General features: G+C 41.2%; 13 protein-coding genes and 1 pseudogene. 8 read left to right on the top strand and 6 right to left on the bottom strand.

The annotated features are described in order from the left end of the window. A pseudogene (locus FTU70_RS12515) lies at positions 1–237 on the top strand (IS982 family transposase); the annotation flags it as partial. An 86-nt stretch (positions 238–323) separates the two neighbouring features. Here FTU70_RS12515 and FTU70_RS12520 read toward each other — a convergent pair. After that, positions 324–2,048, bottom strand: a complete 1,725-nt coding sequence (locus tag FTU70_RS12520; RefSeq protein WP_179995384.1) for a glutamine--tRNA ligase/YqeY domain fusion protein — start codon at positions 2,046–2,048, stop codon at positions 324–326. Positions 2,049–2,254: 206 nt separating this feature from the next. Here FTU70_RS12520 and FTU70_RS12525 point away from each other — a divergent pair, with 206 nt between their 5' ends. Both FTU70_RS12525 and FTU70_RS12530 read left to right on the top strand, forming a co-directional pair. After that, the gene (locus FTU70_RS12525) at positions 2,255–2,764 is read left to right on the top strand and encodes a peptidylprolyl isomerase (protein WP_004973310.1); all 510 of its coding nucleotides are present in this window, start codon (positions 2,255–2,257) and stop codon (positions 2,762–2,764) included. Between the two features lie 117 nt (positions 2,765–2,881). Next, positions 2,882–3,601, top strand: a complete 720-nt coding sequence (locus FTU70_RS12530) for a UDP-2,3-diacylglucosamine diphosphatase (protein WP_179991095.1) — start codon at positions 2,882–2,884, stop codon at positions 3,599–3,601. A gap of 102 nt (positions 3,602–3,703) precedes the next feature. Here the strand turns inward: FTU70_RS12530 and hpaI are convergent, their stop codons facing one another. Further along, entirely contained in the window at positions 3,704–4,498 is a 795-nt protein-coding gene (gene hpaI, locus FTU70_RS12535) for a 4-hydroxy-2-oxoheptanedioate aldolase (RefSeq protein ID WP_096900940.1), read from the bottom strand. A 241-nt stretch (positions 4,499–4,739) separates the two neighbouring features. Here hpaI and nfsB point away from each other — a divergent pair, with 241 nt between their 5' ends. Both nfsB and FTU70_RS12545 read left to right on the top strand, forming a co-directional pair. After that, complete coding sequence (gene nfsB / locus FTU70_RS12540; RefSeq protein WP_004973304.1) at positions 4,740–5,393, top strand: oxygen-insensitive NAD(P)H nitroreductase; 654 nt, start codon at positions 4,740–4,742, stop codon at positions 5,391–5,393. A 115-nt stretch (positions 5,394–5,508) separates the two neighbouring features. Then, positions 5,509–5,730, top strand: coding sequence for a hypothetical protein (locus FTU70_RS12545; RefSeq protein WP_081402487.1), 222 nt, complete (start codon positions 5,509–5,511; stop codon positions 5,728–5,730). Here the strand turns inward: FTU70_RS12545 and FTU70_RS12550 are convergent. The 4 genes from FTU70_RS12550 to FTU70_RS12565 all read right to left on the bottom strand — a co-directional run bounded on the left by FTU70_RS12550 (position 5,693) and on the right by FTU70_RS12565 (position 9,433). After that, on the bottom strand, positions 5,693–6,553 hold the full coding sequence (locus FTU70_RS12550) for a DMT family transporter (RefSeq protein ID WP_154320705.1): 861 nt from the start codon (positions 6,551–6,553) through the stop codon (positions 5,693–5,695). The genes FTU70_RS12545 and FTU70_RS12550 overlap by 38 nt on opposite strands. Positions 6,554–6,656: 103 nt before the next feature. After that, on the bottom strand, positions 6,657–7,694 hold the full coding sequence (fba, locus tag FTU70_RS12555) for a class II fructose-bisphosphate aldolase (RefSeq protein WP_004973298.1): 1,038 nt from the start codon (positions 7,692–7,694) through the stop codon (positions 6,657–6,659). Between the two features lie 138 nt (positions 7,695–7,832). Next, the gene (locus FTU70_RS12560) at positions 7,833–8,105 is read right to left on the bottom strand and encodes a hypothetical protein (RefSeq protein WP_167846046.1); all 273 of its coding nucleotides are present in this window, start codon (positions 8,103–8,105) and stop codon (positions 7,833–7,835) included. A 140-nt stretch (positions 8,106–8,245) separates the two neighbouring features. Beyond that, on the bottom strand, positions 8,246–9,433 hold the full coding sequence (locus FTU70_RS12565) for a phosphoglycerate kinase (protein WP_004973295.1): 1,188 nt from the start codon (positions 9,431–9,433) through the stop codon (positions 8,246–8,248). A gap of 139 nt (positions 9,434–9,572) precedes the next feature. Here FTU70_RS12565 and FTU70_RS12570 point away from each other — a divergent pair, with 139 nt between their 5' ends. The 3 genes from FTU70_RS12570 to FTU70_RS12580 all read left to right on the top strand — a co-directional run bounded on the left by FTU70_RS12570 (position 9,573) and on the right by FTU70_RS12580 (position 11,844). Continuing rightward, positions 9,573–9,956, top strand: a complete 384-nt coding sequence (locus tag FTU70_RS12570; protein WP_004973294.1) for a DUF2237 family protein — start codon at positions 9,573–9,575, stop codon at positions 9,954–9,956. 7 nt (positions 9,957–9,963) lie between these two features. Further along, on the top strand, positions 9,964–10,557 hold the full coding sequence (locus FTU70_RS12575; RefSeq protein ID WP_026438423.1) for a nucleoside triphosphate pyrophosphatase: 594 nt from the start codon (positions 9,964–9,966) through the stop codon (positions 10,555–10,557). Between the two features lie 120 nt (positions 10,558–10,677). Then, on the top strand, positions 10,678–11,844 hold the full coding sequence (locus FTU70_RS12580; RefSeq protein WP_178865734.1) for a cupin domain-containing protein: 1,167 nt from the start codon (positions 10,678–10,680) through the stop codon (positions 11,842–11,844). Positions 11,845–11,850 lie beyond the last annotated feature (6 nt).

Here is an 11,850-nt window from a genome sequence, read left to right on the forward strand (position 1 = left end):
CCAAGAAAAAATATGAGAGTGACCTTATTGCCATTTTCTGATGAATTTCATCTACGACAACGTAAAAGAATTGAAACATTGATAGGATTATTGAAAGAAAAATATCACTTAGTTACGAGTAAACATCATTCGATTGCTGGTTTTTTAGCAGGCGTATTTTCTTCACTATGTGCGTATCAACTTTGCCAAAAGAATAAGCCTAAAATTCATGTGATTAAATCTTTGGCTTATCCGTAACTGGGGTTAAATAGACAAAATCAAAAGCCCAACCTGAATTGATCAAGTTGGGCTTTTAAGTTGCAAGCTAAAAGCTAAATAAGGTGTTACTTGCCTGGCTTAAAGCTGTCTTTTAAGTCTAAAATACGGTTAAACACTGGTTTTTCCTCACTGTGATCATACTGATCTGCAACAAAATAACCTTCTCGTTCAAATTGGAAACGATCTTCAGGTTGTGCTTTTGCCAATGCAGGTTCAACAATGGCTTGTACCACCGTCAATGATTCAGGGTTTAGATTCGCCAAGAAATCATCGCCCACTTCTGGGTCAGATTCGGTAAATAAGCGATCATATAAGCGAACTTCTGCCGCAACGCCTTTACTTGCAGAGACCCAGTGAATCACGCCTTTTACTTTACGACCTTCTGGGTTTTTGCCCAAAGTTTCAGGGTCAATTGAACATTTCAGCTCAATGACTTCGCCGTTAGCATCTTTAATCACTTCATCACACTTGATTACATAAGCATGACGTAAACGTACTTCTCCTTCAGGCACTAAACGCTTAAAGCCTTTAGGCGGCACTTCTTCAAAGTCTTTACGGTCAATGTAAATTTCAGAAGTCAGTGGAATGATACGTTCACCCATATCTACATTTGGATGACGTGCATGGACCAAATCTAATGCTTCTGGCAAGTTAGTCAAAGTCACTTTAAGTGGATTTAACACCGCCATACCACGTGCTGCAGTATTTTCCAAAGATTGACGGATGCAATATTCAAGCATTGCAACATCCACAATACCATCCGACTTAGACACACCTACACGCTTACAGAAATCACGCAAACCTTCTGGTGTAAAGCCACGACGACGCATACCTACCACTGTTGGCATACGTGGGTCATCCCAACCATTCACAAAACCGCCTTCAACCAATTTACGCAATTTACGCTTAGATGTGATGGTGTAATCAATATTCAAACGGCTAGATTCATACTGACGCGGCACAGCCTCGGATTTCACCTTTTCCACCACCCAATCATAGAATGGACGATGGTCTTGGAATTCTAAAGTACATAGTGAATGAGTAATGCCTTCAATGGCATCTGATAATGGATGCGCATAATCATACATTGGGTACATTTTCCATTTATCGCCCGTTTGGTGATGCGATGAATGTAAAACACGATACAAAATCGGATCACGCATGTGTACGTTTGGTGAAGCCATATCAATTTTGGCACGGAGTACTGCCTGACCTTCGCCTAATTCACCATTGCGCATTTTTTCAAATAAAGCCAAGTTTTCTGCTACTGGCGTATCACGATATGGCGAATTTTTACCCGGCTCTACAAAAGAACCACGATTGAGCTTAATCTCATCAGGGGTTTGCAAATCGACATAAGCATCGCCTTGTTCGATCAGCTGAATTGCCCATGTATATAATTGATCGAAATAGCTTGATGCATAGCGTGGTTCGCCATTCCACTCAAAACCCAGCCATTTCACGTCATTGGCAATACCATCAACATATTCTTGTTCTTCTGCATCTGGGTTGGTGTCATCAAAACGTAAGTTACACACCCCTTGATATTCTTGTGCGATGCCAAAGTTCAAGCAAATTGCTTTCACGTGACCAATATGCAAATAACCATTCGGCTCAGGTGGAAAACGTGTCACCACCTGCTGAGTGCGACCCGCCGCAATATCATCGGTAATGACTTGACGTATAAAGTCCAAGCCCGGCTGTTGTTCTTGCTGCACAGCATCGACAGAGGCATTTGAACTTGGTGTCGGGGTGTTTGGCAGAGATGCAACAACATCATTTGGCTTCATAGCAATAAAATCACTTCTAAAATAAAATTGGATAAACTAGGTTACAGAAACTTCAGTAGTGAAGCATACATCACCCATTAGAACGCTTTTCCTTGTTTTTAACAAAGAAAATAACGTTTTTACTTGCCTTGTAGTTTACAGTTTGCTTATGCTTCTCTCAACCAAAAAACCCATGGCATTCGTGTCCATGTTTAGGAGATTACACAATGAGTTTTCCTCAAGTCGAATTAAACACCAATAAAGGTCGTATTGTTTTAGAATTGAACGCTGAAAAAGCACCAATTACAGTTGCTAACTTCTTAGAATACGTTCGTGATGGTTTTTATGACGGCGTAATTTTCCACCGTGTTATTGATGGTTTCATGATCCAAGGCGGTGGCATGGATGAAAACTTCAAAGAAAAAGCAACACGTGATGCGATTGAAAACGAAGCTGACAACGGCTTAAGCAACGATGTTGGTACAATTGCAATGGCTCGTACCCAAGCACCTCACTCTGCTTCTGCACAGTTCTTCATTAACGTAAAAAATAACTCTTTCTTGAACCACACAGGCAAAACTGCACAAGGTTGGGGTTATGCCGTGTTTGGTAAAGTTGTTGAAGGTATGGACGTTGTAGATGCTATTAAAGGCGTGCGTACTGGCAACCGTGGTTATCACGCAGATGTTCCACTAGAAAATGTGGTGATTGAATCTGCAAAAATCATTGCTGAATAAGAATCCTACCCGACCTCCCTTACACACATCATTTTAAAGCTGTGCTTTAAAATTCGTTTAGGGAGGAGAATTCCCTCTTTTAAAAGAGGGATTGAGGGAGATTCCAAGGAATAATTCGTGACCTATCTGTTTATCGCAGATTTACACTTGTCACCAAATCACCCTCGACTTGTTCGGGGGTTTTTAGATTTGCTAGATGCTTATCAAAATAAAAACACCCAACTGTATATTTTAGGCGACTGGTTTAATGCATGGATTGGTGATGATTACACCGCAGCGTGGCTCGATGAAGTTGTTACACGTCTAAAGCAATTTAGCCAAGCAGGTAATCAAATTTACTTTATTGTCGGCAATCGTGATTTCGCTTTAGGTCAGAAATTTCTAGATCAATTTTCAGGACAACTCCTGCCCGATGTGTACACGCTGCATATTGGTTCTCAACAGGTACGTTTAGAACATGGCGATGCACTGTGTACCGATGATGTGTCCTATCAAAAATTCCGTAAAATCATTCGCAATCCCATCATTTTAGGGATTTTAAAGAAAACACCTTTGGCTTTTCGGCAAAAACTTGCACAAGGTTTCCGCAAAAAAAGTCAGCAAGCCAATCAAGTCAAAAGTTATGACGTCATGGACGTAAATGCAGATGCTGTGTCACAAGCCTTGCAGCATGCAGATGTGTTAATTCATGGGCATACGCATCGTCCAAATATTCACAATGAACACGGCAAACCTAGAATTGTATTAGGCGATTGGCGCGCAGATGCTGCACAAATTTTAGTAGTTGAACCAAATCAAGCCTTAGCAACTTGGCAACTGAGTCATTGGAACTATTAAGCGCAACATCTTTACATAAAAATAATAGATACAACACTAAAGGTACTTAGCTAAACATAGCTAACTAAAACCTCTTTAGCCAAAATCTCTTCAGCTAGCAGATTAATACCCACCTTCCGTTTTAATCACTTCGGCATCAGCTTTATATTTAGCCAACAACTCACGCAGCGAAGTCATCAACACACTGGTATCTACCCCAACTGCCACAAATTCTGTGCCTAAATCCAAATACTTTTGTGTCACTTCATGTTGGGTCGATAAAATCCCTGCTGCTTTGCCTGCTGCACGAATCCGTTGAATCGCATCGACCACAGCGGCTTGTACTTCTGGATGGTTCGGATTGCCTTCATAACCCATCGTGGCAGATAAATCCACCGCACCAATAAACACCCCATCAATCCCATCGACTTGTAAAATAGCATCCAGATTTTCTAAACCTGTGACCGATTCAATTTGAATGAGCAAACAAATATTTTCATGCGCTGTCGCGTAATAATTTGGAATACTGTTCCAGCGAGTTGCACGTGCTAAAGCTGCGCCTACGCCGCGAATACCTTCAGGTGGATAACGTACCGCTTTGACCATCAACTCAGCGTGTTCAACGCTTTCAACCATAGGAATCAGCAAAGTTTGTACGCCAATATCCAACAGTTGTTTAATGAGTTGCACACTGCCAATCGGCGGGCGCACCACCGCTTGAGAGGGATAAGCCGCAATACTTTGTAATTGTGACAAAGTGGTTCTTAAATCACTCGGTGCATGTTCCCCATCAATTAAAAGCCAGTCATAGCCTGCATTGGCAGCAATTTCAGTACCATACGCATCTGCTAAACCTACCCATAAGCCAATTTGCTGCTGAGTTTTTAATTTACGCTTAAAATAATTGATATATTCCATCCATACACCTTTGGGATGCACCATGCTCAAGTTTATATTTAACGCCTATTTGCTATAAACAACCAATAGTGAAAACGTCTTGCATGATTGAATTTAACACTAAGTTTAAAGATGTTTATGTCGTGCTCATCTCATCTTAACCGCATAAATAGCACATGGATTCATTCCGTTAGCATAGCGAGGCATGTTAAGCTTTTGGCGCACACCTGCCCCAAATATAGTCTTTAAATGGAGATGATTCATGGATTTGCTCAACGTTGCACAAACTCGTTATACGACCAAAGCCTATGATGCGAGTCGCACTATTCCTGCAGAACAATTTGAGCGTTTATTAGAAATTCTGCGTTTAGCACCATCTTCCATTAATATTCAGCCGTGGCATTTTTTTATTGCAGATCGCCCTGAAGCCAAACAACGTATTGCTAAAGCTTTAGTTGGAAAGTACGCCTATAACGCCCCTAAAGTTTTAGATGCTTCGCATACCATTCTATTTTGCACCAAAGCTGACATTAGCGAATTACATTTAGAAAACCTGCTTAATCAGGATGCTGCTAGTGGACGCTTTAAAGATGAAGCCGCTAAACAAGGTCAGAAAGACAGCCGCACAGGTTATGTCGATTACTACCGCAATGAAAAAGGCGATATTCAGCGTTGGGCAGAAAATCAAACCTTTATTGCACTCGGACAAATGCTTTTGGCTGCAGGCATTGAAGGAATTGACGCAACGCCAATTGGTGGTTTTGATGAAGCAATTTTAACTCAAGAACTGCAACTAACTGAGCAAGGACTGATTCCTTCGGTTTTATTGTGTTTAGGCTATCGTAGTGAACAAGATTTTAATGCCAAACTGCCAAAATCACGCCTTGATAAACGTGAGATTTTCACGCAACTGTAAAACAAACATGCGATAACACTAGGGACAAAATTTGTCCCTATTTTTTGGTCTGAATTTTGCTTTATCTATATTTGCAATCTGTACTCAATCTCTATCAAAAATAAAAATGAGGTGTATGATGCTCAATTTAATGCCGCTAAAACTAGAATGCCGACGTTGTAAAAAACTGTATTTATATCAAGCCAAACCAAGCTATCCAACCTTGCGCTGCCCGATCTGCGATAGAACCACAATGCTGCATGGTCTTGCAGAAACTGCAGATTTATTGCGACATCCTTTTCGCTTTATGTTGAGTTATCTTAAACCGTCATGGCATAAGCGAGGCAAAGCACACTAAGCAATGCCAAGCCTAGCCCAATAGTGGTCGTGCTTTTCAGCTTTTCTTTAAAGAACAATACACCACTGATCACGCCAAATAGCACCACTAAAATATTCATCCCTGCAAATACCACTGCAGGGCTGTCTTTGAGCAGCATGTGAGCTTTGACATACAAGGCAATATTGGCAAAATTCAGTGCACCCAAAATTAAACCTGCACTGATATTTTGCATACTGCCCATGCTTTTATCGCGGATTAAGATATAAGCCATCGCCAAAACAAAAGCACATACAAACATCAAATTCAGTGCAACTGCAAATTGCAGTCCTAAACCTGTGGTGTATTTAAGCAAAACATCAATCAGTGCATAACCCAACCAAACACAGCTCAAATATAAGATGCCTTGTTGCGCTTTAGCAGACTGCACTGCAGCACGATGCGAATACAAAATGCATAAGACCGCGATAATCCCAAGCGCGATTCCCACAATTTTCAGTTGGCTAAAATTTTCCTGAAAAATAAAATAAGCGGCTGCTAAAGACAAAACCACTGACAAACGCTGTGCAATTTCAGTTTTTAAAATACCTGCGCTGTCCAACGATTTTGCTAATGCTAAAAAGACACTGGGCAACAACACACCCAAACTAATAATGAGCCACCACGGCGTATGTTGGATTGAGATCGTGCCCAAGTTGGGTTTAAACCAGTAAAAACACAACACACTGGCACTGACATAATTCCATGTAATCATCTGCATGGGGTTAAAACCCTGCGTTTTGCAGACTTTTAATAAAATAGAGACCAGTACACTACAAAAGGCTGCGGCTACAATCAGTTCCATGACACGCTCGAGGATTGTTTTTGTTCTTGATTGGAAGTTGTGGACTCATCAGTAAAAAGCCCACAAGGACTGTGGGCTTTCGAGTTCTTAATTAAATTAAGAATTATTTGTAACGTTCAACCATTTTCTCTAAAGAAATTGGGCGAATTTTGTCTGCATTACCTGCAGTACCAAATGCTTCATAACGGTCTATACAAATTTGTTTCATTGCATCTACAGTTTTTGCGAAGAATTTACGTGGGTCAAATTCGCTTGGTTGTTCTGCCATCATACGGCGCATTGCACCAGTAGAAGCTAAACGTAAATCTGTATCGATGTTGATTTTACGCACACCATGCTTAATTGCTTCAACCAATTGCTCAACAGGTACACCATAAGTTTCTTTGATGTCACCGCCGTATTGGTTAATCACCGCCAACCATTCTTGTGGTACAGAGCTAGAGCCGTGCATTACAAGGTGTGTATTTGGCAACGCAGCATGAATTTCTTTAATACGGTCAATTGCAAGAATATCGCCTGTAGGTGGACGAGTAAACTTGTATGCACCGTGCGAAGTACCAACAGCAATCGCTAAAGCATCCACATTAGTATCTGCAACGAAGCTACGTGCTTCTTCAACAGATGTTAACAATTGAGAGTGGTCAAGTACGCCTTCTGCGCCCACGCCATCTTCTTCACCTGCCATACCTGTTTCAAGACTACCTAAACAGCCAATCTCACCTTCAACCGATACACCACACGCATGCGCCATTTGCACAGTACGACGCGTCACTTCGACGTTGTATTCATACGACGTTGGTGTTTTACCATCTTCACCCAAAGAACCATCCATCATTACTGATGAAAAGCCTAGTTGGATCGAACGCTGACATACATCAGGGCTTGTACCATGGTCTTGGTGCATAACCACTGGAATATGTGGCCACTCTTCAATTGCAGCCAAAATCAGGTGACGCAAGAATGGCGCACCTGCATATTTACGCGCACCTGCCGAAGCTTGAACAATTACAGGTGAATTGGTTGCATCTGCGGCTAACATAATTGCGCGCATTTGTTCTAAGTTGTTGACGTTAAACGCTGGAACGCCGTAAGCATGTTCACCGGCATGATCCAAGAGCTGGCGCAATGAAATAAGAGCCATAATATCCTCCCAAATAATGTTGGTTATTCTACCCTGTGATTTGTTTCAATTCAGCAACAAATCGCCTTTTTCAAAAAAAAGTCCCTGCAAAAGCAGGGACTTTTAAACAAATTACTACAATTTGTCGTTTTTCAGCACTTATTGCGCTTCAGAAGCAGCAACTTCTGTGTCTGCAGTCGCAACGTCAGCAGGTGCATTTGCAACGTCTTCAGAAATATCGGTGTTGCCTTCATCCAAGATTGGTTGGTCAATTGCGTCGATTGCAGCTTGTTGTTCTGGTGTAACTTGAGCGTTATCTACAACTGCAGAAGATGCATCAGTTTCAGTCGCAGGTGCGCTTTCTTTTTTTGCACAAGCAGTCAAGGCTAAAGATGCAGCAATTAAAGCAGCAAGTGTTAGTTTTTGAATCATCGTCATTTCCTACAGTTAGGTCATTCATTTACTACAGTTTATTGCATATTTATGACATTTTGATGACTACGGCATGACATAAATATAAAAAAGTTGACCGAAGTCAACCTTTTTAAAAATTATTGATAAATTTTCTAGATTTAAGCGCGTTCTAATAATACCGCAACTGCAGGTAAGGTTTTACCTTCTACAAATTCAAGGAATGCACCTCCACCTGTAGAGATATAGCCGATTTTGTCTGCAACTTCATACTTGTCAATTGCAGCTAAAGTGTCACCACCGCCTGCAATAGAGAAACCTGCAGATTCTGCAATCGCCAATGAAAGTGCTTTCGTACCTTCACCAAATTGATCAACTTCAAATACACCCACTGGGCCATTCCAAAGAATTGTTTTTGAAGTTTTTAAAATTTCAGCAAATGCTTTTGCAGTTTCTGGGCCTACGTCTAAAATCATATCGTTGTCTGCAACATCTTCAACTTTTTTCACAGTTGCTTTCGCTGCTGCCAATGAACCCAAGAAATCTTCAAAATTAATTTCAGCGGCATCTGCAACTACAACATCGGTTGGCAGTGGTACAGAAACTTTTGCGGCAATTGCTTTGGCAGTGTCAATCAAATCATTTTCACATAATGATTTGCCCACGTTATAGCCTGCTGCAGCAAGGAAAGTATTGGCAATACCACCGCCTACAATTAATTGATCGCAAATATCAGACAATGAAGTCAATACATCTAACTTAGTCGATACTTTAGAACCTGCAACAATCGCCACCATTGGTTTTTCAGGTGTTTTTAAGGCACGACCCAAAGCATCTAATTCCGCAGCCAATAATGGGCCTGCTGCTGCCACTGGTGCTAAACGTGCAACGCCTTCAGTAGAGGCTTCTGCACGGTGCGCGGTACCAAATGCATCCATCACAAATACATCACACAATGCTGCATATTTAGCGGCAAGTTCTGGGTTGTTTTTCTTTTCACCGTGGTTAAAACGGCAGTTTTCCAATAAAACGACTTGACCAGGAGCAACGTCTACACCATCTAAATAGTCAGTGATCAGTTGAACATCTTGACCTAATGCTTGGGTTAAATACGCAGCTACAGGTGCTAAAGATTGTTCAGCTTTTGGCTCACCTTCAACAGGACGACCTAAGTGAGAATACACCATCACTGCTGCACCTTTGGCAACAGCAGCTTGAATCGTTGGCAATGCCGCACGTAAACGTGCATCGCTGGTGATCACACCATTTTTAACAGGTACGTTTAAATCTTCACGAATAAGGACACGCTTACCTGCTAAATCGAGGTCAGTCATACGCTGAAAGTTCATGTATAGCTCACTTTATTGATATCAAAACGCCACGATTTTAAATGATTATGCAGAAAAAGGTTAGCAACTTTTGTAGAATTGCTGTTTAAAGCAAAAGTTTTGATTATGATAGAGAAAAGCCACCATCTTTCTCGCACTTATGTCTATTCATCCTGATCCAAATATCAATCGTTTAAATGTTTTGGGCGAATCTCTCGCCAGTTGTTGCTTTGATCCTATTACTGGATATTTTCGTAACGGTTTTTGTCATACCGCCCCAACCGATTTAGGTCAGCACACCGTTTGTGCACAAATGACCTCTGATTTTTTAAATTTCTCGCAAAAAATTGGCAATGATTTAATCACGCCAGTACCAGAAGTTGGTTTTAACGGCTTACAACCGGGTGATTTCTGGTGTATTTGCGTCACCCGTTGGGTTGAAGCCTATCAGGCAGGTCAAGCACCACCAATTAAAATTCAAGCCTGTCATCAGTCAGTATTGTCTTATGTGCCTTTAGATATTTTGATGGATTATGCGGTGTGATGATCTGATGCAACATCCTGAAATTATTTTAGCGTCTGGCAGTCAAACTCGTCAGCAATTGATGAATCGTCTGCATTTGGCGTATAAGTCAATTTCACCTGATATTGATGAATCTGCACAGGGTGAATTGCATGCAGATAATTTGGCGCGACGCTTGGCTTTTGAAAAAGCACACTGTATTGCGCAGCAATATCCTGATGCAATTGTGATTGGTTCAGATCAAGTGGCATGGCGTGAACAGCAGCCAGATATTTTTATAGGTAAACCGCTCACTTCAGAAAAAGCTATACAACAATTACAAGCCAATTCAGGTCAAACGGTTTATTTCAGCACTGCGCTGAGTGTGCAGCAGCAATCTACAGGCTTTGAACAAACGGTTGTAGAACACTACACAGTTAAATTCCGCAGCTTAACTGACAATGAAATTGCACGATATGTTGCAAAGGAACAACCGCTACACTGTGCAGGTAGTTTTATGTGCGAAGGTTTAGGTATTAGTCTGTTTGAAGCCATGCAAGGCAATGACCAAACTACCTTGATGGGTCTGCCGATGATTCAGTTATGCCGCATGTTAAGAATGCTGAATATTCAGGTTCCTTAAGTTTAAAACTGTGTAATTTAACAGCCGTGAATATTTATAAAGACTATAAATCACCTTGCCCTTTGCAGCGACAAATCAGACAATATTGAGATTATTGATAAAACTTGCTTAGGCTATTTTATGTCGCAACCTTTAGATGTTTTGGGCGGAATTACCGCAGAACAATTCCTAAGTGAATATTGGCAAAAAAAACCACTTTTGGTACGCAATGCACTCCCAGAAATTGCCAACCTACTTGAACCTAGTGACGTGATGGAACTGGCTCTCGAAGAAGATGTGACTGCCCGTTTAATCAAACAAAAAGATCGTGATCCAAATCAATGGACTGTGAAATCATCACCGCTCATTAAGGCTGATTTTCAAAAAATGCCAAAGTTGTGGACGCTATTGGTACAAGCCGTTGATCATTACTCTTTTGATCTCGCTGAACTTTGGAAAAAATTTCCTTTTATTCCGCAATGGCGACGTGATGACATAATGGTGTCTTATGCCCCTAAAGGCGGCTCTGTAGGTCAGCATTTTGATTTCTACGATGTGTTTTTGCTACAAGGCTATGGATATCGTCGTTGGCAACTTGGGCAAATGTGTGATGCTGAAACTGAATTTGTCGCAGGACAACCGTTAAAATTATTGCCTGAAATGCAGGTCAATTTTGATGAAGTTCTTGCACCTGGCGATTTACTCTATGTGCCACCGGGTTTGGCACATTATGGCGTGGCGGAAGATGATTGTCTGACGTTCTCGTTCGGTTTCCGCATGCCGAATATTAGTGAAATGATGGATCGAGTGAGCGATAAATTCTCTGCCGATGAAATGTTACGCACGCCACTACAAGACCTTGTTCGTAAAAAAAGTACCCAAATTGGCGAAATGACTGCGACAGAATTGGATTATCTGAAAGCAGAATTGTGGGCGCGTTTACAAAACTCATCGGTGTTGGATGATGCGATTTTAAGCTTAATGTCTGAACCGAAATATCCTGAAAATATTCCTGAAGTAGATGAAATAGGTGTAGGCGATTTAGAAGATGCGCTAGATCAGGGTTATCAAATCATGTTGGAACCCGCCTCTCGCCTACTTTATGCAAATCAGCTAGATGAAGTTTTATTTTGGGCGAATGGTGAAGCGATTTGTGTCGCAGAAGCATCTATCCCTACGCTGCAAAAAATTGCCAATGGTGAACGCGTGCTGCTCGATGAAAACCTTTACGACGCAAATATTTTGGAAGATTTGGTACAACTGCTCAATGAATCCATTTTAATGTTGTTACCTGCTGAAGACGCTTAAAATATT

Source organism: Acinetobacter sp. YH12135 (assembly GCF_013418565.1).
In the GTDB taxonomy this organism is placed as follows: domain Bacteria; phylum Pseudomonadota; class Gammaproteobacteria; order Pseudomonadales; family Moraxellaceae; genus Acinetobacter; species Acinetobacter towneri.